We start from the raw sequence: 23,764 nt of genomic DNA, 5'->3' as shown, positions 1-23,764 counted from the left end.
AAAACTACGGAGGGCAAGCAGCACGCGAATATCAGCATAACCACCGAAGTGAATCCCTTCACCCTGGTCGGTCCGTCTGCTTCTAAGGTGAAAAGAACAAGCCTAAGAAAGGTCATCCAAATGACACAGGACTTACATTCCCTCTTGCCAAAACCGGAGCCATATCAACGTCGAAGGTGAGGCGACGGCGAGCGCAAGACTCCGCTAAAACGACAGGCTGCTGCGAGCCGTTGCCACCAGCGTTTTGTTCGCCTTCATTGTTTGGTTTGATCGTGGACTTGGGTCGCATGCAGGCCATAGGCCTTGCCAATCTTCGCAAGTAGGGTTCGACCTGCCACGGCGTCGGTCATGCCCAGTGCCCATCTCCAACCGCCGTCCTTCAGTTGGCCGCGAGTGGAGAATCCTCCATAGTCCTGCCCCTCGATTCTGAAAAGGTAAAAATCACCTGGGTCTGGATTGCGCGGAGCCCCTGCCTTCTCGATGTCAATCTCAAGCCAGTATCGAGTCTTGTCCTCGGTATCAAATCTGAAAACCGCGCGCGTCAGGTTGAGGCGCACGGCCTTGAATCGGAGAACAAACTCACCGTCCTTGAGTTCATATTTTGGTATGTTGCGCTCGTCTCCAGCGACGAATAGACCCTCAGTTTCCGACGCGCGAAGAAAAGGAACCGCTGATGCAAAAGCGAGTGCCAAGATGAGCGTCTTCATGTTAGGCGAACGACTCGGATCAGGCGACGGCGAGCGGGAGGCGTCGATGACACGACAGATGCCATACGAGCCGTTGCCTGCATCCTTCTTGTTCGCCTTCATTGCTATCAGTCATCTACCAGTCATGTTGTTTGGGTCTTGATCGGAGCGCATCGGCAACCGCGTCCGAAGCTGTAGTGTCATACGAGGAACTGTGCCCTGAGTGACTTCCGGGCGGCATCAATTCACCGATAATTGCTCGCTCGGCCACGCCTCCTACAATTCGATGAACAATCGGCTGTGCTTTCGCGACAATCTTGGCAGCTGTGATACTGCCACCTGTTACCGTCATCCCCGCTTTCACAAATCCTAGACGAGTGGAGTTCTTCTCTGCAAAGCTGGGAAAGTCGGGGTGCAATTTCATATTCTCGAGAAGCGCAACATTCTTGCTGTGCATTTGACTCGCGGTGTTAATTAGCGTCGAATCAAATGCCGCAACGGGCACTGCTGCGACCGAAGTCAAGGTGGACTTCAACACTCGTGTCTGAAGCTTACTTAACGAGGCATCCAGAGGTCTATTCATATGTGAGTTGTTCATAGTGGTAGGTTCTGCTTGTTAAACGCTAATGGGCAAACTGTTGTTTCTTGGCTTGTAAATGACGAAGGTTCTTTAGGCGAACTAGTTGATGAGAAACAATTGTGTCGAGTGCGTCAACAGCGTTATGGCCGACGGTTTTGTCGAGGACGAACGAGTTTGCAGTTCCATGGATTTCGCTTTTGGCGCAGACACTGATCATAAGCAACATTATTATCAATGATGACGTGAATTTGCGTCATAATCTTATGCAATGATTACCATGAAGCTCGAAGAAAAACTCCGCCAGATCTTGCGCCTCAAGCACTATTCCCTCAGGCCTGAGGAGAACTATGTGGGATGGTATCGCCGCTAGGCACTCTGGCATGAGAAGAGGCATCCCAGCGAGATGGGAGCTGTGGAGGTCGAGGCTTTTTTAACCCATCTCGCTGTCAACCGCGGTGTGGCTGCGGTGACGCAAAATCAGGCCATGAACGCGCTTATCTTCCTCTACCGGGAGGTGCTGGGCATGGAACTGGCTGACATAGACGCCAAGCGAGCTCAACAGACCCAGCGGCTGCCGGTCGTCCTGACCCCAGGGGAAACGGCCGAACTGCTCACGGGGGTGGAAAGAGAGGCCGGGCTCGTGTGTAAGCTGCTTTATGGCTGCGGCCTGCGTGTCTCGGAGGCTCTGGCCCTACGGGTGAAGGATGTGGATCTCCAAGGGGGGCTGATCACGGTGCGATCAGGCAAGGGCAATAAAGACCGAGCCATTCCCCTGCCCAAACCCCTCCGACAACTGCTGATGGGGCTGACCCGTTACTTGGAGCTTGCGTTAACAGAGTTTGACCCATTCGATGGGGAGATGAGGGTAACTAACCAACCACGTGTTTCAGGCTACCGGCAGAAGTTAACAGCCTGGGTAGAGATGATGCGGGAGAAACAAGGTGTGAGGGCATCCTGCCCTCATGATGAGGCCAAGCTGGCCTCACTCCTTGGCGCAAGCGTTTCTCAATCAGCGGCTGTCACATTTTGTGTCAAATCGTGCCGCTTTTTATGCAGGCGGATGATTTTGAAATACAAGGTGTTAGGCGACTCCGAACAGCCCTTAAAAAGGTCCACAAAACGGGACAATAGACCCGAGCTAGGCGGTTTCAAAGAAAGGCTTGTTCGTGGGGGAGGTCGAACGGCGAGATAGAGGTGGGCATAGGCAATACAGCAAGCCCCGAGAATGAGTCTCATAATAATCGACTAAAAAGGTCAACTTTCGCTGAACACAGCACAAAGAATGGCAGACAAAGGCGGGAATAGTTTTCGTTTTTTCCTCTCGTATCTCCATGATGACCCGACTCAACCCAAGCCCCTTGCTTGCCCTTGTGCTGTCTTTTCTGACAGCCTCTACTCTGATGGCCCAGCTTGATTTCACGCCCAAGACGGCTGCCAGCGCCAAGGTGCAAGCGAGCTTGGTTTCAGAAGTCACCACAGCAGCCCCAGGACAAGCATTTCTTGTAGCCGTGAAATTGGTGCATGAACCGCACTGGCATACCTATGGCAAAGAACTCCCTGAAGATGTCATTGGCAAACCCACCACCCTCAAATGGACCCTCCCGGAAGGCTGGACGGTGGAAGACCTGCCCTGGCCTGCGACCCATGAAGTCGCCTCCACCGACGGTGCCACCAGTCAGGGTTATGATGGCACGGTGTATCTTCCGGCAAAGATCACGCCTAACGGCAAGGTGGGTGATACGGGTGAGATCCGTGTGAAAGTGGATGCACTGGTCTGCAACCCGCAGAATTGCATGCCTGCAAAGTCTGAGACGGCTTTGACCCTGAAGCTGGGTGAGCAAGCTGTGGCGGATCCCAGCCAAGCCGAGGTCTTTGGAAAGAGTTCGGCCCCTGTCCCACCTGCAAATGAGGCGGCGGTGACTCCTGCCCCCGAAGCGAAGCCTGAGACGGCCTCTGCCCCTGCGGCATCGACGGAAACCACGGGCCTGTCTGCCGATAAGAAGGCACCGATGAGCTTTGGCGGTTATCTACTCTTTGCTTTTATCGGTGGGCTCATTCTCAACATCATGCCCTGTGTCTTTCCGGTGTTGGGGATCAAGATCATGAGCGTGGTTCAGCAAGCCGGTGAGGACAAAAAAAAGGTCCTCTTTCATGGCCTCGCTTACACTTTAGGAGTGCTGGTGTGCTTCTGGGCTTTGGGGGGATTGGTCATTTCCTTGGGCAAGGCCTGGGGTTTTCAGCTTCAGTCACCCAGCTTCGTTTTCGGCCTGTGCGCTTTCTTCCTCGTCTTTGGCCTCAATATGGCCGGGGTGTTTGAGATCGGCGCTTCTGCAGTCGGCGTGGGAGCCAATCTGCAATCCAAGAATGGCGTCAGCGGCTCGTTCTTCTCAGGGCTGCTGGCGACCGTGGTGGCTACCCCCTGCTCTGCGCCTTTCCTGGGTTCCGCACTCGGTTATACCGTGACCCTGCCTGCACTTCAGGCCATGCTGATGTTTTCCATGATTGGCATCGGCCTCGCCAGTCCATTCCTCTTCCTGTCTCTGGCGCCTAAGCTCGTCAGTGCCCTGCCCCGTCCAGGAGCCTGGATGGAGAGCTTTAAGCAGGGTCTCTCCTTCTTGCTGTTTGGCACCGTGGCCTTCCTCACCTGGGTGCTCACCGGCATGGTCGAGGGCCAGCCCATGCTCTTCACGCTGTTTGGCCTCGTGCTCATCGCCTTTGGCTGCTGGATCTATGGCCGCTGGTCGCTCCCTCACAAACCCGCCCGCACCCGTATGGTGGCTGTGCTTTTGACTCTGGCCAGCGTGATCGCAGGTCTCGCACTCGGTTGGCCCCAAGTGGAAGCGGCCCAGGCAACCGCGGGAATGACTTCGTCAGCAACTGCCCACAAGGAAGGCGGCCTAAGCTGGGAAGAATGGTCCCCCGAGAAAGAAGCCGAGCTTCGTGCTGCCAATCAGGCCGTGTATATCGATTACACCGCCAAGTGGTGCTTCACCTGCCAAGTGAACAAGCGCGTTTACAAAGACGCAGCTCTTCAGAAACTCATCGCCGATAAAAAGGTCGTACTGCTCAAAGCGGACTGGACTAACGATGATCCTCGCATCACCAAAGCCTTGTCGGCGCTTGGCAAGGCGGCTGTGCCTGTCAATGTGCTCTACATTCCTGGTAAGAAGGAGCCCTTGGTGCTGCCAGAACTGCTAAGCGTGGAAAACGTTTCCGAGGCGATTAACCAACTGTAAGGCGGACGACCGGCCTTAACATCCTCAGGCTTCGGCTCATTTAAGATTGCGCCGGAGCCTGAAATCGAGTTCTGATTATCTCCATGGCCTCCATCACTCCTCAAGAAGTCACTGAACATGAAGCATGGCTCCAGTCTGGCGGAGCTACTGGCAAACAAATCGATGAAACCGGGCTCGACCTCAGCGGTGCTGATCTATCGGGGCTCAATCTATCGCGTGCGCAGTTCGTCGGCACCGTTTTTAACGGCGCTCTTCTGAAAGGCACGAACCTCAGTGGAGCTGACTTCAGCGGAGCCACCTTTGAAGGTGCCGATCTTTCGGGTGCCAATCTCAGCCATGCTGATCTGGGTGGAGTGACTCTCAGTGGTGCCAATCTTTCGGGTGCCAACCTTCAGGAAGCAGATCTCTCAGGCGCGCGCCTCGTGGGCTGCAATCTCACCCAGACCGATTTCACCAACGCCGATCTCATCGCCGCTGATCTATCGGGGGCTCAACAAACAGGCATGATCCTCACCGGAGCGAAGCTGAACGACACCCAAGGTCTCGTTTAAGCGAGCCCCCCTGATTCCTCATTTCCATTCTGGCTGTCGGCGCTCCAGACAGACGCTAAGCCAATGCACGAGAGCATCCACAGCCTCGTGCTTCTTACGTAAGGTGGAGAGCGCCTGCCAGTCAATCCGCAAACGTGGAGCCGGCACGGTAATCCTCTGGATACGCAGCTTTCCTTGAACCATTTCAAACTCGGCCGCGCTCATCGCCCGTAGCTCCTTGGCTGCGGGTAATTCATCCAACTGCGTGCTGTTGATCCCAAGTGAGCTGATGCCAACTCCAAATTGATTGCCTAGACTACGCAATGCATCCACCAGAGCTTCATCATTCAAAGGCTCGGCAATGACCAGTTCACTTTGCAGAGTCCAACGTGTGGAGCTGAGAGCTTGGAAAAACTCGGCCATGTAGTTGTCGAGGGTCAGGCCGATCTTCAACTGCACGCCACTGAGGCTCACTTCAGGCCCGCCCAGATGGCGGCGTAGGTCGAGCATGCCGGAGTCAAAGCGGGTGACCTCATCCGCACCGGTTTCTAGATCCCACTCTGCGCTGATGATGTCTGGGATGTCCCAAAAACCACGCTCATCCAAGATCAAGTCGGCCCGGCCATTCAAGCGGAAGGGATAGTGGGAGCGCAGCAGACAAAGACGCTCGTAAATGGTCAAGACCCGCAGGAAACGTGCTTGCTGAACATCGCCCTCAGCCTCGCCTCCAAAAAGTAAGCGGCCGGTGCCGGTCGCTGACACAGGCTTGGCCACACGCTGATAGTAGCCCTGCCCCTGGTCCACCTTCGCAATGGGTGAGGTGGAGTCATAACTTAAAATCGAGAAGTGATACCGCAGCGTCGCATCGCTGTAGTCATCTCCTAACCGCAGGCGAACCAGTCGAATCAGCTCAGTCCCTTTGATCGCCTCCTCGGGATCATGAGGCAGGATGTCTGGAAGGATGTTTCGAAGTTGTTCGCGCAGATTCATTCCAGCGGGGGATATCTAACTGTAGAAAGAGCCGGAGAATGCAGGATGCATCCAGGTTTGGTCAAGATGGAAAGCGATAGAGTAGCAGGTTCTTCACCAAAAATCAGTCACTTGGTCTCAGCCCTTGATCTGATAACGCGTGCGACGGCTATTGAGCCAACGCACACCAAACATATCGCAAGTGGCTCTCCAAGCTCGGTTTCCAAAACCATATTTGCTGACGCCATGGACCCGAGGACGATGATTCACAGGCATCTCGGTCACTCGATAGCCCATGTTACCGATCAACGCAGGAATGAAGCGATGCATGCCATTGAAAAGCAGCAGAGCCTCACGGCATTCACGGCGCATGACCTTCAGCGTGCAGCCCGTATCCCGTACATTGTCCCCGACGAAACGTGATCTCACTCCATTGGCGATGCGGCTCTGCAGACGCTTGAACGGGGTATCTTTGCGTTTGGCGCGGTATCCACAGACCAAGTCATAACCCTCATTCAAACGTGCGATCATCGCCGGGATGTCCGCAGGATCATTCTGAAGATCGCCATCCAGAGTGACGATGACAGCACCGGAAGCATTGTGGATGCCCGCATGCATAGCGGCACTTTGACCCGCATTTTTAGCGAACTCCAGCAGACGGACACGTTCGTGACGTATCACACGTTTGACGGTGGCATCTGTGCTGCCGTCATCCACCAGCACCATTTCGTAGTCTGTCCCTGCGAGCGCCGCAGCGATTTGGTTTTGCAATTCGATGACATTGTCTTCCTCATTGTAGAGAGGAACGACAACGGAAATGGCGGGTGTTGAAGGCATGGTGGGCAGCCTGCACCCATCTCTTGCCCGCCTCACGTGGCAAGCGGAGATTTCATCACTGCGGCAGCGGCACTCGAATAATATTCGGTGCCCGACGGCGAACGCCGATGAAAACCGGTGACAACTGCTGTTCAAGCCAACGGTGTTTGAAATTTAACAAGGTATTCGTCGCCGCAAAATGCCAGGGGCCATCCTCTGTGCGGATGCTGTATTGCAAAGCTCTGCCGCCATCCAGCAACGTCGCATGCTGGACTTCCAGTTTCCGGGCAATCTCCGTCACCTCGGCCACATTCATCACCCCGCCGTCTCCCGAAACGATGAAAACAATGGTGCCATCGCGCTTCATACCTGCCAGCGAGCGATAAGTGATCTTGGACCCATCGAAAAACTGATCTGGCTTCAGAGAAATGTAGGAAAAGACGGTGTGATTCTTCATCACCGAAGGGTATCCCTGCGTTCCTTCCTCAATCGGCCCCGGCACCTCATCCAAGAGAGATTTAGGCCCGCAATAAGGGCGACCGCTTTTGACAAAAAAACAGCCGCTCCACTCAGGGAAAGCCGGATTCACCTGAACACCTTCATGATAGACCCAGCCCAAAGGTTTACCCTTGGGATCACGAAAATTGGCCGTGATAGAAAACCACAGATTGTCTGCGTCCATTCGTTTGGCGGCGGTGGTCACGGCAAATTTCGGCACTTTTTCATAGCTCGTCATGAACTCGAAATGCTCCGGCGAAAAGGTGATCACATGCACCTCCGCCCCGAGAATCTTCTGCGCGATCTCGGCCGTCGTCCCTGCCTCCCGACGCACCTTGAGTGTGCTCCAGCGCATTCCCATCTCTGTATGCCGCAGCACCATCGCCTGACTGATCTCAGCGGCACTGGCTTGGCCGACGGCTTTCCAGCCATCCTTGCCCACACGCACTGCCAGCGGCTCCTTGCCATTTCTCACCGTGAGAGCCACGAGATTGCTATCCACATTGAAAAACCACACGCCCGCCCCCCATAGCACCACGCCCACTGCCAACATCAGGAGCAACAGCGTCTTCAGGCAACCTCGTTTTGTCTCAGCCTTTTTTTTCACGGGGGAGTCCTCTGATCATGCCTTGGATTTGGCGTGAGTCAAAGTGGCTTGCGGAAAATGACCTCTCGTCACCCGCACGGATGTTTTGCAAGCCGCTGCGGTTGCCGCTATGACTGACCATCTGCCATGCGTTATCACCTGCACGAACACCCCGCCTTTCCGGGACTGCTTTCGAAGGATGATTTATTCCTTCTTGTCGAGCAGGGTTCCTTGGCTCGTGGGGATTTATGCACCGATACGATGACTGGGCGGGACCATACGGTGGGCGATATCATCACTGGCATGCGCCCACCACGGAATTCGGCTCACTCGCGCTTGGTGAGACCTGCTTATCAGGAGATCCGTGCGGATGCGACCTTCCACGATGAATCTTATGATCGGGATGAAGAAGACGCATCTCCTCCGCCTTCATCGACACCCGAAGCTGACTCCGAGAACGTCGATGAAGAATCCCTGACCGGTTCTTACACGGATTCCGGTGAACTCATTCTGCATGAGACTCATCCGTCATGGATCAGTTACGCCAAGGCCGTGTTTCTCGCTTTTCTGCTTTTCATCGTCACCGCCATGCTGGTGAAAGTGGATGCTTTCTACGCACCCTTCAGTGCAGCCGCCGCCGTGGGCGTGCTCCTGATTACCTGGCTGTGCCGCATGTCGCGGGTGTATTACATCACGGAAGAGAGGGTGGAGCTAGTGTGGGGCATCCTAGGGCGTAGTTCCAAAGAAGTCCGCATCTGTGATATCCGCAGCATCGATGTCTATGAACGTGGGCTCAAAGGTCTCCTCGGCCTCGGCACGGTGGACTTTTCGTCAGCCGCCAATGCCGGCATCGAGGTTCAGTTCCGAGACATCCGGGACGCTCATCGTGTCAAAGAATTGGTTCGGCAGCTTCAGCGACTAGCTAAAGAGTAGCCAGTCCTCCATCACTTTGCCTGTCGGATGCAATAAACCGCACGATCACTGCGCAAAATGAGGTTTCCAGCCGCAACCGCAGGCGTGCCGTGAAACTGCGAGTCATCGTCGGCAATGACATTGTGGGCTAGCTTCTCAAAGGTCGGTTTAGCGGCGATCACATACGTGCCTCCACGACGCGATACTGCGTAGAGTCGATCCCCCACCAACACAGGAGAGGCATAGAACGGCTTGCCACGTCCGCGACCACCACCGCTGTCGATGACACGCTCCCGAAAGACATCCTCGCCTGTTTTCGCATCGATGCAGAGAGCAAAGCCTTGATCATTCACCACATACAAGTGCCCTTGGTATAGAACCGGAGTGGGCACATAGGTGCTAGTTTTGCTCTTCCAGACCGTGTGCGTCTCCGTCACATCTCCTTGACCGCCGAGCTTGATGGCGACGCTGCCCTGAGTGGGGAAGCCGCCGAAAAGATAGACCTTTTCTTGATCGTAAACCGGGACAGGCGTCACATTCCCAGGCAACTCATAGCGCGCCAACCATCGCAATTTACCCGTTTCAGGATTCATTCCCCAGACTTCATTGGCCAAAGGAAAGACCAAATCCGCACGCCCCTCATGCTCAATCAGCGCAGGTGTGCTATAGGCCAGATCAATCACGTCACCACCGGCCTCCCAGAGCTTTTGGCCGGTTTTCTTCTCCAGGGCAAAGAGCGCTTTGCTTTCATCGGTGGCATTTACAATCAGGCGATCCCCAACCAAAATCGGACTACCTCCCGAGCCCCAGCGACGGCTTCCCGAACCGGTTCCTAGCGGCGTGTGCCAGAGCTGTTTGCCCGTTTGGAGATCAAAGGCATAAGCCCCGCTCTTGCCAAAGAAGGCATACACACTCTCCCCATCGCTCACAGGCGTGTGCGTGGCATAACCGTGCTCGGCCAAAAAACCTTCATAAAGGTCTTCACGCGCAGCGGACGCCACGATCGCCTCCCAGACACGACTGCCGTCCGCCAAATTCAAACATACGAGATGACGCTGAAGCTTGGAGGGATCGTCAGCACCCTCCTTATCGCCATAGCCTGACCAACTGGTAAAAAGCACCTTGTCTCCCACCACAATCGGACTGGATGAGCCTGGGCCAGGAGACGTGTATTTCCAAGCCATGTTCTGCGACGCCGACCATGTCAGCGGGATCTCCGCACCGGAGACTGCAGCCGCTCCCGTCGGGCCTAAAAAACGTGGCCAATCCGCAGCTGAAACGGCCGACAAGAAAAACAAGGGAAGCAGGGAAGCGATCTTCATGACGCTGCACAGAAACCCGCGCATTCCGCCAAAGTTGCGTCATTCACATCACCTTGGTTTTCTCTTCAAGCATAAGCTCTTGCCACCCGGACGGGGACGGCTACCATCCTATGAGCTTTTCCCCTGGCAGGGAGAGGTCTTCCCCCTTCGTTTTCTGATTTTTGTGAACTTCGCGCTCGTCTCCAGCAGTTGCTTGTGGCTAGGCGGGCTGGCTTTGCTGGCCCCGCTGGTGCCTGCACATGCGGCTGAGATGGCTCCCAAACAAACGCTGGATCTCACACGTTTGAACTTTCAGCGAAGCATTCTGGAGACCAGCCTTTCTCCCCTGAAGAAACATCTCTCGGAACTGATCCTCCTGGAAAAAGCACGAGCCGAGGCTCATGACTTTGCCGGAGCCATCGAAGCACGAGATCTGCGGAAGCGCCTGGAGGATGAACTGGAGCGTCTCGACAAAGAACTGCTGCTCCTGCAAACCCGCGAGCGATCGATTGAGGCCAGTCTGCTGCCTGATCGCATCCAGCTTCCCTTGGATTCAGCCGTTTTGAATGGCGTCCGCCGAGATGGTGGCAGCCTCACGGGCTGGGCAAAGCCGGGAGCCTCTGCGGAATGGCAATTGAGCAAACTCCCCCCTGGAGGATACGAGGTGGTTTTGCGCTATCGCTGCAGCCCGATCGAGGGCGGCTCACTGATGGTTCAAGAAGCACGCTTCAGCCTGATGGCGGATGTGGAGACCACTCTGAAAGGCCCCCAAGAAAGAACCCTGGGCACCCTGAAAGTGACGGATGGCTCAGGCCCGTTTAAAATCACCGCTCGGACGGTTCTCAAAGATAACCTCATGCAATTGCTGGCCGTGTATCTGGTGCCAGCCAGCAAATGATGAAACCCGTCCTTCATCCACGCTTTTGGTTAGCGATTGTCGGCTCGTTTGGGCTTTCTCTCAGTATCCCCGCCCAGACAGCCCCTTCCAACACGGCACCGGATCCAGCGCCTCTCGCTGTCGCCCGTGCGGGTTTCCTGCGCCAAGTTTTGATCGATTCCCAAACGCTCACCGATCAGTATGAACGGGCATTGGCCAAGGTGGAGCAAGAGCTGGTGGATGTCTCTGATTACGAGGAAGCACGGCTCGTGCAGCAGCGGCGCATGGAATTAAAGGCGCTGTATCCCACCAATGATTCTGCCAGTGCGGCATCCCTGACCTTTCCAATGTTGCCCTCACAGGCACGTTTCATCGGCTCGACCGAAAGCCGTGGAGATCTCATCACCGGATGGCGGACTGGAGGTAGCGGGGTGGAATGGGCCAATCTGCGTCTGCCCACTGGCAAATATTATTTAGAGTTGGAAGCCAATCTGGTCGAGTTGCCTTCATTGCCAGGAACCCTCGTGCCCGGACGCTCCGCGCCGGTGGAAAGTGCCATCTTTGATTTCTTCGAGGTCTCCCTGCTCCAAGGAGCGTCAGAAAACCGGCGCTCCTTTGAAGTGCGCCTCAGCCACGACGACATCACCTTCGAACCGCTGAAAATCGGCCCGATCAACTTCACTCGCAGTCCTGTAACCCTGCGCTTAATCACCGAAACCGGGTATCCCGGCAATCTTTTGCGCCTGCGCAACCTTCGCCTCACTCCAGCCACAGAGGAAGCCCCCACCATCACCAGTCCGGCTCCAGCGGGTCCGACCTTGGATGATCTGAAGAAATCGCTGAACGACGCTCTCAGCAGCGCCCAAAAGCCAATCATCGATGCCTATCTCGAAAACCTTCGTCAACTGGCTGCGGCCACTCCCGATCTCCGAGAGGCGATTGACGCTGAAATGAAGCGCCTGCTGAAGCTGCTGGAAAACAATCGCGGTCAAACAGCCAGCCCGCTGCGCATTCTTGGGAATCACGGCGGCATGAATGGATTCGATGACTTGGATGGAGCCCGTTTTGTGGCCGATGCCGACAATCAGGGCGACCGGTTTACCATTGAGCATGAAGGCAAGCGTCTCACCATCCGCCTGATCTGGGTGATGTGCGCTCCGCTGGACAATCGAGATCAAACAACGGCACGCGCCTTTGCCAAACACTTCGATCTTGGCGATGCCGACGTCACGGCCCTCGGCCGTGCAGCCCGCGAGTTCACCGCCGGATATCTGGAGGGTAAAGCACTCCGCGTCTTGGTCCGGCCTGGCAAAAACAAGGACGGCAGTTATAACGCCATTGTCTTTCTTCCTGAGGTGGGCCTGTATCAAAACGTCCTCGTGGACCAAGGTTTGGCTGCCGTCACCCAGCCCCGAGAAAAGCGCGGCATGATGGAGAACGGCTTGTTCGAGTCCCTCCAACAACGAGAAGAGGCGGCCAAACGACAGAAACCAGCTCCTGGCGCCTGGGGCTTTTCCGATCCAGCACGATGAGTCGCGCACCGTTCATTCTCATTCTCTTTTCGCTGCTGCTGGCGCTCCATTCCAGCATGGCGCAGGTTACCTTGCCCGTGACTTCCGCCCCGGTGGCAGCCAGCAGTGAAAACTCGCGCCTGCGACAGATGGAAACCATCTACCAGATGCAGCTCCGCACGAAGCATCTACCGCTGCTGAGCAAATACATCGTGGACCTGCAAAAGCTGGCTGCCCAAGCTCCCGATCCAAAACCCTACCAGCAGGAGATCGAGCGCATGCAAGCCATCCTCAACAGTGGCGGTGTTATTGATCTCACCGCCGCTTTTCAATCTCTGAAAGCCCCTGCAGATGCGCCTGTGCAGCAACCTCCCCCGATGCCAACCCGCAGCAGCGGTGCCTTCATCGCCCTGACCCCTGCCCTTGCCCGCAGCATCTCGCCCATTCCAGACAGCAGCGCCAGCCCGGAAGCAGCGGCTGTGGGTGAGATCGATTGGCGCATCGAAGCCATCCCCGCTGGCACCTACGACATCGTACTGAACTACGCCTGCCCAACCCTCACCCAGCCCATGGTCATCCAGGTCTCTCTTGCAGGTGAACGCCTTTCAGCGACATTGAACAGCACAAAGATGACCCCCAGCGCCACGACCTATGGCCTGCTGCGTCTAGGGCAGATCACGCTTGCCAGCGATGTCAAAGGCGAGAGCCTCAAACTCAGTGCAGGCGGCCCTGCCAGCTCCGAGCTTCTCCTCCGCCAGTTGGTCGTCACCAAAGCGAAAGCGGCCACCACAGCTCAGTGATCAGATGAGGGGAAGCGCCAGCATCGCGTTTCCATCACAGATCCACGAGACGCTGGAGACGCATGAAAAGCAGACTGCAACGAACGGCGGATTCGTCCACTGCCGCCAGCTTGGCCACGGCTCGGCGGTAGAGCTGAAGTTGCGGCCTATAACCCGCGAGTTTCTCCTCCAGTGCAGCTTCGTGAGCCACTTCATCGGTTTTAAAATCCACAATCCAAGCACTGACATAGCGCCCTTCAGAATCTCGTTCGAGGATCACTCGATCAAAGGTGCCGGAGATCCATTCCTCATGCAGAACCAGATCAAAGGAACGCTCCCGCCAAAGCTGGGCCTGCGGGCTCGGGCGAATAAAGGGACTCTGGCAGGAGGTGCTCTCCAGAACGCCTCGGACCAGATGCAGCGCCTGGCCCACAGGGCCTTGTGCAGGCTCCATCTGGACTTCATCCAGCATCAAGAGCCCCTTGCTGAGCCAGCGTTTTTCCAAATCAGGCAACGAGGTGGTCCACTCCACCTCAGCCATCAGCTCATGCACGAGTGTGCCCAGACGTCGTCCAGGCTCACGGCCTTGTCCAAAAAGCACTGTCCCTTTGATCTTAAAGCTTTCTTCGCCTGAGGGAGTGCGTCGCCGTGGCATCGGCTGAGTCTGCTTCAAGACTTCACCTAACGGAGAGTGTAACACGAGAGGTTCTGGAACCGGTGTGGGCACAAAGGCATGTTGAACAAACCAGCGCTCATCTCCCGTTTCCCACTCAACGACCGCTGCGCTTCCTTCCTGGAGCAGACGCTCTCCCTGACGGCCCAAGGTTTCCCTCAATAGCTTGGATTCCTTCAGAGCGGCATTGGATTTCGTCGGTGTTTCGGTGATGAAATAGAGACCTCGCTTCGCACGGGTCATCGCGACATAAAGACGACAGAGCGATTCAAAAGCCGTGCGTCGTTTGGTCTCGATCAGCTCGGCCGAAAGGACCGAATCCAACTGAGCATAGATCTTCGGGGGTGACTCCAGCACCCAGCGCACGCCGGAGGCACCACGACTCACTAGCAAATCCTCCTGCCGGGCCAGATCCATGGCCGAGCCATCCAGCCTTGGTAAAATGACCACATCGAACTCCAGCCCCTTCGAGGCATGGATGGTCATCACTTGCACCGCTTGAGTCACCCCACGGGTGCGCAGCGGATACTCCCGGGCAAAGCGGATGAAGTCATCCAAATCACGATTCCCCTGAGCATCAAACTCCGCAGCGATATCCGCCATCTGAGCCAGACGACGCGCATGAAAAGCATCCATCTGTGGATGCGCCTGTTTGACGCGTGGTGTCCAGGCTTTGAGAAACGCTGCGAAGCCTTGTTCAACCACGAGGTTCTGCACTTTGCTGACCGCATAACGCCAGCCGCGATCACTCAGTTTCTCCTCCTCCCGCTCCGTGGCCGCTCCGCTTTGCCAGAGAGGCGTCATGCGCAGATGCTCCAGCGCGCGGTGGTCCCCCGGATGAGCTGCTAGGCTCAGGATGGAGAGCAATGACAAAGTCACCGCATTATCCATGCAAGGATGCAGGTCGGATTCGCAGACAATCTCCATTCCCGTGAGTGAGCGCAACGTCTCGGTGATTTCCCGGGCATCCTTATTCGACCTCACCAGCACCGCACACGAGAGCCCCCGCTGAAGCGGCTGGATGTGCTGGAGAAGCTGGGCGGTCAGGGCGGTCGTCGGTTCTTCCAGATCCGCCTCAGGACTTGGCGAGATCAGCGCAGCATGCCCCGTGAGCTTCGTCTGCGCCGCCGTATGGGTTTCAAAGGCAAATCCCTTCAGCGCTCCCTCAGGCAGCAGCGTCTCCAGCGTCGCCCGATCTGAAAACACGGCATTCACCGCATCCAGCACCGGCTGGGCACTGCGGAAGCTCTGACTCAGCCGAGCCGTATGCAGCCCGCCCCGAGCCGCCGGAGGATAATTGCGCAAGATATCCTCAAACAGATCCGGCTCTGCCTGCCGCCACAGATAAATGGACTGCTTGGGATCCCCCACCGCAAAGAAACTGCGCTCCCCACCTCCGTCTTGAAGGACCTCATCCACCAGCCCGCCAATGACCTGCCACTGCACTCGACTGGTGTCTTGAAATTCATCCAACAGCCAATGCTGATGCTGACCGTCTAGACGAAACCACAACTCCCCCGCCCCTTTCACCCACGAGCCTTCTTGCGTCGAAGCGGTCGAGAGTAATCTCTGCACATCCGCGAACGACAACCGCCCTCGATTCCGCACCTGTCGGGCATACTCTTGACTCAGCAGCTCGATCACCGAAGAAAGCCCTCGAGTGCGCGCGGCACGCACAACGAACTCACGGCCCATCAGCGTGCGCACCAGCCGCACCAGAGCCCGAGCCGCAGCGCCCTTCACCGGTGTCTTTTTGCGCATCCACATCAGCTCTGCATCTCCTGCCAGCAGCTCGCGCCAGTTTGCCTGAGCTTTCTCCAGGAGTTCCTTCGTTCGCTTCGGTAGGCTCATGCCCGGCACCGTTTCCAGCACCGCCTGCAGTGTCTCCTCCAACAAATCCGCCCCCGCATCACTCAGAGGCACAAAGCTGGCTCTCAGTTCCTCGATCGCGCCCATCAGATCCGCCGCCTCCAGGGCCTGCGGCCAGATCCGCCGCACCTCCCCCCAGCCACGGGTCTCCGACGTCAGCCCCGCTGCCGACTCCTCCCACAACGTCAATCCCCCCGCCAGCCAATCCTGAAGCGTGCGATCCACCGTCTTTTCCTCGGCACCGAAGGTCGCCTGTTTATAGGCCTCCATCAGCGCCTTCTGCCCGCGTTCTTCAGGGTCTTGATAGAGCCGCTGCAGCAGACTATCCAGAGCCTCCCGCCTCGCCTGCGCCGTCTCATCTTCATCCATCACACGGGCTCCGGCAGGCAAACCCAACTCCATCGGAAAACAGGCCGTCACTTTGGCAAAAAAACTGTCCAGAGTGCCCAATGAGAGTCGATGCATCCGCCGCGTTAGACGCCGCAACAGACGACCATACTCCAAATCTGCCCGCACGGGCGGCTGCATGTCTTGGAAAAACAGAGCGGCCTTCTCTGGAGTCTCCGCCATCTCAGCCAAGCGCTGCAGGATGCGACTGAAAAACTCCCCCGCTGCCTTGCGGGTGAAGGTCATCGCCGCGATCCCCTCCGCCTCCTGCCCCAGGGCCAGTAGATGCAGATACCGCCGCACCAGTTGATACGTCTTCCCCGAGCCCGCTGAGGCACTGATGAGAAGATGTTTCAGAGCTTGAGAGTCCGCTGCGGCCGCCATGGTGAGGAGACCCTATCATGCCCAGTCTTGGCCCGCTGTGCATCTGTAAAATACAAGCTTCCCAAACGATCGAACCGTAAAACCGCTTCAAACGGACATTGCATCTCGTTAGGTCATCTCAGGAATCTCACTCATGAGGCATCGATATAAAAAATTAGCCAAATCCAAGTCAGTGATTTAAAACAACTCTTAATCCAAGGAACATATCATCATCCCTTCGCCCCATCATGAACACCCGAGCCCGCCTCCTCATTTGCGCCCTGACCGCCAGTTTTACCACCGCCGTCTTTGGGCAGACGCCGACCACGAAGAAAGTCAATCTCCTCGCGAACCCGTCCTTTGAAGATGGCCAGGGTTGGTGGGACTTCAGCAGCTATCATTCCCGGGGCGTCATCTCCGTGGATGAAACCGAAACGCGCGATGGCAAGAAAAGCATCCGCATTGAAAACCCCTCTGGCGAAGACAGCTTTCTCAAACAAACTGTCACCGTCAAACCCAAGACCCGTTACCGCCTCACGGGCTACATCAAAACTCAAGACGTCGTCGTTAAAGGTCGCGGTGCCACCCTGTCCTTGGACGGAGGCTTTGAACATACGGAATCCATCACAGGAAAAAAAAGTTGGACCAAGGTCACCCTGGAGTTCGAGTCGGGTGCCGCCACCAGCATCAAGATCGGGCCTCGGCTCGGCCATCATGGCAGCATGGCCAAGGGCGTGGCTTGGTTTGATGACCTCACCCTGATCGAGCTTGGACCTTCGCGTAAGCGCTGATGCAGAGATGTTGCAGAGCTTGAGATGTCCTGCGGCCAGGAGGGGCCGTAGAGCCTATCATGCCCAGCCGCCTCGTCAGTGTCGCAGCCAAAATCCACCGAGTTGAGTGTCCACTTCGGGCGTGCCCGTGATGCCTGTAATGCTCCCCTCGGAGTTGGACAAGAGCCAATGTGGTTTAGGCGGCTTGTTGATGGATTTGGGTGCATAGGGTGAGATAGGTATGGCGTGGCGTGTTGTACTTGAGGGCGGAGTGTGTGCGCTGGGTGTTGTCGTGTTCGATGTATCTGGCGATGACCGCCTTTGCGGTGGCGAGGTTGTCAAAGCGGTGCTGCCAGCTGCATTCCTCTTTGAAGGTGCGGATGAAGCGCTCGCAGAGCCCGTTTTGTTCGGGCGTGTAAGGCGCGATGTATTCCTGTGTGAGGCCGTAATCCCGGACCAGCGCGCGGTAGGCGCGCGAGCTGAAGACCAGGCCGTTGTCATGGCGCAGGGTGAGTCCTGCAGGAGCGCCACGGGTGGTGCCAAAGCGCTGTAGCAGGGCCTCCTCCAGTGCGCGCTCCGCCGTTTTCGCACGTGCGGTGTGGGCCAGCTCCCAGCCGAGCACTTCACGTGAGCAGCAGTCGATGACCGGCACAAAGGCGCACCAGCCGTCTTGGCCGCAGTCCACCGAGGCGATGTCGGTGGCCCAGCGCTGATTGGGGGCTGGGGCGATGGACTTGCGGTGCTCGACGCGTGGCGTGCGTCCGATGCGCCGCTGGCGGCAGGTCCAGCGGTGCAGGCGCATGATGCGGTGGATCTTCTTGCGGTTGACCACCATGCCCAGTCCCTTGGTGAGGCGTGCGTGTGTCATGCGCACGCCATAAGTGGGATGAGCTTGGATCACCGCACGGACGGCCTCGACGCACACGGGATCGCAATGAGGTTCGAGGTGGCGTCCACGCGGCTGGTAGTAGGTGGTGGAGCGTGCCACGCCGAACAGGCGGCACAACACGCTGACAGACACCGGTGGGCATCCCGATTGGAGGAGTTGGTTGTGCATGGCTACCACGAGATGCCGTCCGGCAAGTCCTTGCCGAGATAGCGATGCGCTTTTTTTAAAACGTCCACATGCAGGGTGAGTTCGCCGACCTTGGCCAGCAGGGTCTTCTCCCGTGCTTCGAACTGCTGGGCCAGATCGCGCGGATGGCTGCGCAGGGCTTCGGTGCCCTGGGTGATGAAGTCGTCTTTCCACTGCTCAATCTCAGCCAGCGTGAGCACGTGCTGGCGTGCGGCCTCAGCAGCGGTGGTCCGGTGTAAGGGTGGGTGAGAACGGCAAAGCAATGGCGGCGGCGACCGTGAAGTTGCTCTGCTGCGGCTGCGCTTCGGTCTTGTCTCGCCAGGCTCGACAAGACCTTCGCTGCGCCTACGCGGCGCAAGTTCACGGGGTGGATGTGTCGCTGATCTTGGACTAGTTCAGTGAGCTTATCACCTGTCCAATCCAAAAGGGGGACGGAGCAAGGCCATGGTGCAGCATTCTCCAAGGGCAACCAGCCCGGACGACGTAACCAACGGCATTGAACACATCGAGCAAGGAGTGCTCCCGTTGCGGAGCCTCTTCCGTCATCAGTTCAAGGTAAGGGCGGCAGAACTGCCACTCTTCATCGCTGACATCGGTGGGATACGGAGGCTTGGGTTTCACTGTCTTGGCTACCATCCCAAGCTTATGCCCACTCTTTCACCCTTTGTACAGCGCCTTTTCAAAGTTCATAACACGCTCTAATTTATCAGGCATATGGCAGTTGTTTTTTTGTGGTTGTGTATTATAAATGATCTACTCATTGCTAATGCTTTCAGGTTCAATCCCAGCATCCTGCAGAACTTGGTAAAGCGGCGTAATTGTGTTTTTGCTTTGGTGTGAAAGTCGACCATCTCGTGTATTCGGCCTCAGGTGACAGAAAGTAAACATTACGCGTGTTATGGCACGCGATAGAGCTACAAAAAACGCACAAGTCTCTTCATTTTGACTATTTCTGAATGCCCATAGGGCGGAGTCTTCGAGACCAATAAATATCACCGTGTGATATTCAAGCCCCTTGCTCTTGTGAATGGTCATGATGGGCACAGAATTGAGTCCTTCAAATCCTTTGATAGCGCCATCCCAATTTCCGGTCTGATTCCAGGCTTCAAATAGCTTATCAGCAAGCTTTTCCAGAATATCTGTAAGGTATGTACCCTGCTCATATTGTGGAAAACAAGCCGTTAGAGACGGTAGACCAAAAAAATCTACACATTTGTTCACTATCTCTTTGAGTTGTGCGCTTGAGTTCACCGCTGCCAAACAGCCTGACACTTCAGTTCGAAAGGCCAAGATACGCTTCTCCATCTCCCTTATAAATGTGTCATCTTCTGCTGAACTCCCAGCGATCCCCGCCAATAAGTCCACAACCTGTTCCCATGATTCCGGGGAGCGCTTTCGCACAGCCAGCTTTAACAGGTTCATCACTGCCTCAACCGCAGGTTCAGCCTGGAGATCTTGAAATTGGTCCTCGAGGCGAGCTGAGATACCGAGTTTAACTAACTCTGCCCCCACGGTTGCACTGTATTTACCGGGCAGGTTACGAGTCAAAAGACAGATCTGACGGGCCGGGATCTTTTCAACGGTAATCGCTTTGTGGACGAGATTAGCAATGTACGAAGCTTCAATCTCATGATCATGAAAGCTCAAAAGTCTGCATTCGCCCTCCCCTTTGCCTCCGTCTGTAACAGCTTCTGGTGGGATACTATCGGGCTCGAGAGCGTTAATCAGATAGCTTTGTACACGAACAAGTTCAGGCGCTGAGCGGCGATTCATTTTTAAACCGAATGCTTTAGCCGCGAAATCATCTTTAAACTTCTTAAAGATTCCATCCAAAGCCCCAGCCCAAACCATAATTTTCTGCTTTTCGTCTCCAACAGCGGTCAGAATGGAATCTGAACCCTTAAAAGCAGTTTTCGTTAATGCATAGTGTATGGAAGTTGTATCCTGGAATTCATCAAGGAACACAAAACCGTATGTAATTCTTAATGCATTAAGAACTGAGGGATTATGCCTTAACATAAGGTCCGCCAGACGGCCTATCATTTCAAAATTCAGAGCAGATTTGCTGCTGCCTCGTAATAATCTTCGCCAAACATACAAGGCAAGATTGAGCTCAAAAGTTCGATTGCTGGGATGGGGTATCTGGAGAGGATATCCAATAAAATACCTTCTGTAGATATCGTTTGGCCGACATTGGGCAATTGCGCTTTGAGTCAAAACTGTCGCTTGACCCACGACTTCTTCCATCGTGCTGCGAAAACGAGCATCCTTTGAGATGTCAAAGTCGATCACATAGTCAGTAGTCGGACAAAAAAACGCTGGAATGCCGAGACGAAAACGATCAACCAGGCTTTTGGCAAATGCATCGAATGTCATCGAGTCGAAGCGCCTTGCCAATTCCGGCCCAACTCTCTTTGCTACACGGTCAGCCAAGTTCTTCGCGGCGTCTCTCTTGAAACTGATGGCCAGTATCCGTTTCGGAGAAGGACACAGTCCGGTCTCAAGCAGATAACAAGCGCGCTGAGCAAGAAGCTCAGTTTTACCAGCGCCAGGACCTGCAATGACAAGTGCATTTTCGAGGGAGCGAACCACGTCAAAAGCCGCTGGTTCAAGCTCTTTGACACCTTTTGGAAGCCATTTTTCCTTTGGGATGCGCTTGCCCATATCACGCCTCCGGTTTTGTTACGTCCAAGCTATCGACCACTTTTTCGATCATCCGCTTTAAGACCGGTGGAATTTTCGAAGCAATTTCTGAATCATCCAGCCCATTTAACGCCTTAAGGTGAGTTCCAGGTTTCCCACGCCCGAGAAAAAGATAGCTATACCAAATGAACTCCTTCTTCTCATCCTCACTATATGTCTCTCCCGTACTGTTCTCCGCCTTTAGCGTTGCAATTATAGCCTTTTTGATACGCTCCTCTCTTTTATCTGCATCATGGGGGATTCTTGGACCATCCTCGCCAGTCGCCCGATAGGCTTCGGGAAAGGCTGAATACATGAGGAAATCCAAATCCAACGGGGCTGAGAAATAGACATCAAAGTTCTCAAGGTCTTTACACCATGCATTCAAGCTGTCGATATTCCCCCCCCAATTTGGCATATCCTCATACTCCGAATCCTCCAATACGCCATCTTCAACCTCAAGTAGTTTACTCCTGTCTACTCCATATAAAAGCAGCTGGTCACAAACGCTTTTGATCCGCCTCCAACCGCCCCCACGCCTTTCCTGGTCAAGATCAAGAAGGGTAACAAAAGGAATCTTCAAATCGTTCAGCAAGCGCCAAAAATGATGCACATGGCGACCGCCCAAAGGAATCATTGAGACAAAGCCAAGATCCAGATTCAAATTACAGACAGCAGCCAATTTCGGGATCACGATTTCTTCGCTGTCTCCCTCACCGAGAATAACAAAGGTCGAAAAATAAAGCTCCGGATAGGCCTGGACAGCCTCCTTGACGAACTTGTACGCATCAGCTTCGTCCTCACCTTCTGGAAGTGTGATTCGGTGAACAACTGAAGTTTGGGATTTTTTCTTTAGCCGAACGTGCCTTACGTTGAGGGGATCGACACGTTTCAAGATGCCAGCTGACTGACTCGTTACCAAAACTTGTGCGCAAGCTTGCTGCGACATCTCTTTGAGTTCGGCAATTATTCGACCAAGATAATGCGGGGATAGATGATTTTCAGGCTCTTCGATCACAAAGATGTTCAAAGATGCCAATTTGAGATCATCCTTGATCAACCCAGCTCCCTCCTCCTTGCCATTTCGACAGCCATTCTCAATGGCGAAAGCAGCCCGAATCAGACAGAAATAGAAAAGAGATTTCATCCCGTCACTCAGCCGCTCGATTCCAGCTGCTGTGCCTGATTCGCCAGGCTCAAAGACGGTCTCAATGTTTTTCAAAAGATCCCCAAACTCGCTGGTCACAGCACGCAGTTTTACCTTACTATGAACCGGAAGTGTGTAGAGCTTTTCCCAGGCGGTGCTGATGGAATTCTGAATGCTTGTCACCCCAATTTCTGCGGCGAGCGCTCTCCTCATACTTTCGCAGGCCTCCTCTACCGCCTGGCGCGTTTCTTCTTTCCATTCCACGGCTCTCATGAGCTTGTGCAACACCGAACCCGAAACTTGGCGAAGCTGTTTCGCGGGATCTCGTGTGGCCGGCACATATGTCACTTGGACAAGCGAGCGTTGGGCATTCGACATCGGCGATATCGAGTTCTCATCAGGGTTCTCCTCCTCTGATTTGATCCAAATCATCTTCTCCTCGATATCCCCTTCAGCGGCCGTCGATTTCTCCCATGTTCCCGTCAAACGCACCCGGCAAAATAAGTCTCCACCGACATCCGTGATCGCCATCTGGTGGAAATACTCTGCAATGCCTTCCTCACCTTCTGCAAAGTCTATGCGTGCCTCAATCGTTAGTTCGGTTGAATCGACATCCGACGCATTCTTCCCGAAGGGCAAATGAAAATCCTTTCTTTCCAGTCGCCTCTCAGACGGCGAACCAAACAGGCGCACGAGGGCCTGAAGGATTGCGGTTTTACCCACACCGTTCATTCCAACAAATGCGGTCAGATTGTCCAATTCGATGGTCGTGGGCTCTGGTCCAAAGCACTGAAAATTCCGAATGGTGAGTGACGTGATTCGCATGACCTTCCTTTTTAAAATCTATGATTTAGCACTTCGGTATACACCTAATGATGCGGTTTTTTGGTCATAAAATTCTATAGGCGGCTCCATAGGCAAAAGAATGCATCTGGGAGCAATACTACACCACACTTTTTATGAATTATCATAAGGGCAAAAGCCTTCCCCTTGCTCCTACTCCGTACGGTGCTTCCCATTCTAACGGGAGGAATCCCGGAACGGCCTCGCTCCCGCATGAAGCAGAATGGACTTCCGAAACCTTCGAAGGACGCCCTTCAACCCGGATTATGCAGTTGAGTAAGCAAAAGGGGCGGCGAGAGATTCGATTTTGAGCAAGATGGCCTCCATCCAGGGACGTTTGCGGCGTGGTAGGGAGAGCTTGAGCACTCGTTTGCGGGCGTGCTCACTGACCCAGCCGCCTATTGCAAAGCATTGGGATCGCAGCGTTGCCAAAGTGGACTGGTTGTGGCTGTTGAGCCCAAAATGACGGAACAGACTGATCAGGTTGTAAGCTACCATGATGAACCGGAACGACGCCTCCGTCGCCCAGAAGTCCTTCAGGCAAAAGGCTTCCAGTCCAAAGTCCTGCTTGAGCTCACGGATCCGGTTCTCGCAATCGGCTCGGCTGTTGTAAATATTCCAAATCTGATCCAGCGGCAGGTCCAGATTGGTCACATACAAGCTGAAGCGATAGT

General features: G+C 55.1%; 21 protein-coding genes and 1 pseudogene. 9 read left to right on the top strand and 13 right to left on the bottom strand.

The features are described from left to right. Positions 1 to 254: 254 nt before the first annotated feature. Both B5D61_RS24920 and B5D61_RS24915 read right to left on the bottom strand, forming a co-directional pair. Complete coding sequence (locus B5D61_RS24920; protein WP_139373499.1) at positions 255 to 707, bottom strand: hypothetical protein; 453 nt, start codon at positions 705 to 707, stop codon at positions 255 to 257. A gap of 115 nt (positions 708 to 822) precedes the next feature. After that, positions 823 to 1,284 carry a hypothetical protein gene (locus tag B5D61_RS24915; RefSeq protein WP_176159663.1) on the bottom strand — a complete coding sequence of 154 codons (462 nt, stop codon included), beginning with the start codon at positions 1,282 to 1,284 and terminating at the stop codon, positions 823 to 825. 370 nt (positions 1,285 to 1,654) lie between these two features. Here B5D61_RS24915 and B5D61_RS27030 point away from each other — a divergent pair. The 4 genes and pseudogenes from B5D61_RS27030 to B5D61_RS24895 form a co-directional block, all read left to right on the top strand. Next, positions 1,655 to 1,789, top strand: a pseudogene (locus B5D61_RS27030) (phage integrase N-terminal SAM-like domain-containing protein); the annotation flags it as partial. Then, positions 1,790 to 2,458, top strand: a complete 669-nt coding sequence (locus B5D61_RS24905; RefSeq protein ID WP_281251820.1) for a tyrosine-type recombinase/integrase — start codon at positions 1,790 to 1,792, stop codon at positions 2,456 to 2,458. Positions 2,459 to 2,666: 208 nt separating this feature from the next. Then, entirely contained in the window at positions 2,667 to 4,502 is a 1,836-nt protein-coding gene (locus tag B5D61_RS24900; protein ID WP_176159662.1) for a protein-disulfide reductase DsbD family protein, read from the top strand. Positions 4,503 to 4,585: 83 nt separating this feature from the next. After that, positions 4,586 to 5,053: a pentapeptide repeat-containing protein gene (locus B5D61_RS24895; RefSeq protein WP_078816143.1), complete on the top strand. Its 468-nt coding sequence runs from the start codon at positions 4,586 to 4,588 to the stop codon at positions 5,051 to 5,053. Between the two features lie 18 nt (positions 5,054 to 5,071). Here the strand turns inward: B5D61_RS24895 and B5D61_RS24890 are convergent, their stop codons facing one another. The 3 genes from B5D61_RS24890 to B5D61_RS24880 form a co-directional block, all read right to left on the bottom strand. Continuing rightward, a complete protein-coding gene (locus B5D61_RS24890) occupies positions 5,072 to 6,022 on the bottom strand; it encodes a hypothetical protein (RefSeq protein WP_078816142.1) in 951 nt (316 codons plus the stop codon). Between the two features lie 117 nt (positions 6,023 to 6,139). After that, positions 6,140 to 6,838 (bottom strand): glycosyltransferase family 2 protein, encoded by a 699-nt coding sequence (locus B5D61_RS24885; RefSeq protein ID WP_078816141.1) that lies wholly within the window; start codon positions 6,836 to 6,838, stop codon positions 6,140 to 6,142. 55 nt (positions 6,839 to 6,893) lie between these two features. Next, positions 6,894 to 7,922: a phosphodiester glycosidase family protein gene (locus B5D61_RS24880; protein WP_078816140.1), complete on the bottom strand. Its 1,029-nt coding sequence runs from the start codon at positions 7,920 to 7,922 to the stop codon at positions 6,894 to 6,896. Between the two features lie 126 nt (positions 7,923 to 8,048). Here B5D61_RS24880 and B5D61_RS24875 point away from each other — a divergent pair, with 126 nt between their 5' ends. After that, complete coding sequence (locus B5D61_RS24875; RefSeq protein WP_078816139.1) at positions 8,049 to 8,834, top strand: PH domain-containing protein; 786 nt, start codon at positions 8,049 to 8,051, stop codon at positions 8,832 to 8,834. Between the two features lie 11 nt (positions 8,835 to 8,845). Here the strand turns inward: B5D61_RS24875 and B5D61_RS24870 are convergent, their stop codons facing one another. Then, on the bottom strand, positions 8,846 to 10,135 hold the full coding sequence (locus tag B5D61_RS24870) for a PQQ-binding-like beta-propeller repeat protein (protein ID WP_176159661.1): 1,290 nt from the start codon (positions 10,133 to 10,135) through the stop codon (positions 8,846 to 8,848). 163 nt (positions 10,136 to 10,298) lie between these two features. On the opposite strand from B5D61_RS24870, the gene B5D61_RS24865 reads away from it, so the two are divergent. The 3 genes from B5D61_RS24865 to B5D61_RS24855 are packed head-to-tail and all read left to right on the top strand — an operon-like array spanning position 10,299 to position 13,302. Next, complete coding sequence (locus B5D61_RS24865; RefSeq protein ID WP_139373497.1) at positions 10,299 to 11,012, top strand: hypothetical protein; 714 nt, start codon at positions 10,299 to 10,301, stop codon at positions 11,010 to 11,012. Beyond that, a complete protein-coding gene (locus tag B5D61_RS24860) occupies positions 11,009 to 12,523 on the top strand; it encodes a thermonuclease family protein (protein ID WP_078816136.1) in 1,515 nt (504 codons plus the stop codon). Before B5D61_RS24865 ends, B5D61_RS24860 begins: the two co-directional genes overlap by 4 nt. Further along, positions 12,520 to 13,302, top strand: a complete 783-nt coding sequence (locus B5D61_RS24855; RefSeq protein ID WP_078816135.1) for a hypothetical protein — start codon at positions 12,520 to 12,522, stop codon at positions 13,300 to 13,302. Before B5D61_RS24860 ends, B5D61_RS24855 begins: the two co-directional genes overlap by 4 nt. Before the next feature lie 34 nt (positions 13,303 to 13,336). On the opposite strand, the gene B5D61_RS24850 is transcribed toward B5D61_RS24855, so the two are convergent. Further along, positions 13,337 to 16,594 (bottom strand): UvrD-helicase domain-containing protein, encoded by a 3,258-nt coding sequence (locus B5D61_RS24850; RefSeq protein ID WP_078816134.1) that lies wholly within the window; start codon positions 16,592 to 16,594, stop codon positions 13,337 to 13,339. Positions 16,595 to 16,821: 227 nt separating this feature from the next. Between B5D61_RS24850 and B5D61_RS24845 the strand changes: the two genes are divergently transcribed. Beyond that, a complete protein-coding gene (locus B5D61_RS24845; RefSeq protein ID WP_078816133.1) occupies positions 16,822 to 17,364 on the top strand; it encodes a carbohydrate binding domain-containing protein in 543 nt (180 codons plus the stop codon). A 175-nt stretch (positions 17,365 to 17,539) separates the two neighbouring features. Here the strand turns inward: B5D61_RS24845 and B5D61_RS24840 are convergent, their stop codons facing one another. From B5D61_RS24840 to B5D61_RS24815, 6 genes are all read right to left on the bottom strand, one after another. Further along, positions 17,540 to 18,400 (bottom strand): IS3 family transposase, encoded by an 861-nt coding sequence (locus tag B5D61_RS24840; RefSeq protein ID WP_078816132.1) that lies wholly within the window; start codon positions 18,398 to 18,400, stop codon positions 17,540 to 17,542. Between the two features lie 2 nt (positions 18,401 to 18,402). Next, positions 18,403 to 18,681 (bottom strand): transposase, encoded by a 279-nt coding sequence (locus B5D61_RS24835; protein WP_176159660.1) that lies wholly within the window; start codon positions 18,679 to 18,681, stop codon positions 18,403 to 18,405. Between the two features lie 127 nt (positions 18,682 to 18,808). Continuing rightward, positions 18,809 to 19,054, bottom strand: a complete 246-nt coding sequence (locus B5D61_RS24830) for a transposase (protein WP_078816130.1) — start codon at positions 19,052 to 19,054, stop codon at positions 18,809 to 18,811. A 117-nt stretch (positions 19,055 to 19,171) separates the two neighbouring features. Beyond that, entirely contained in the window at positions 19,172 to 21,082 is a 1,911-nt protein-coding gene (locus tag B5D61_RS24825) for a UvrD-helicase domain-containing protein (RefSeq protein ID WP_078816129.1), read from the bottom strand. Between the two features lies 1 nt (position 21,083). Continuing rightward, positions 21,084 to 23,072: an ATP-dependent nuclease gene (locus tag B5D61_RS24820; protein WP_078816128.1), complete on the bottom strand. Its 1,989-nt coding sequence runs from the start codon at positions 23,070 to 23,072 to the stop codon at positions 21,084 to 21,086. A 282-nt stretch (positions 23,073 to 23,354) separates the two neighbouring features. Beyond that, positions 23,355 to 23,764: transposase (locus B5D61_RS24815; RefSeq protein ID WP_217699066.1), on the bottom strand; the 410-nt coding region annotated here is incomplete at its 5' end.

Source organism: Prosthecobacter debontii (assembly GCF_900167535.1).
In the GTDB taxonomy this organism is placed as follows: domain Bacteria; phylum Verrucomicrobiota; class Verrucomicrobiia; order Verrucomicrobiales; family Verrucomicrobiaceae; genus Prosthecobacter; species Prosthecobacter debontii.
This window is presented reverse-complemented; position numbering and strand designations above follow the sequence as displayed.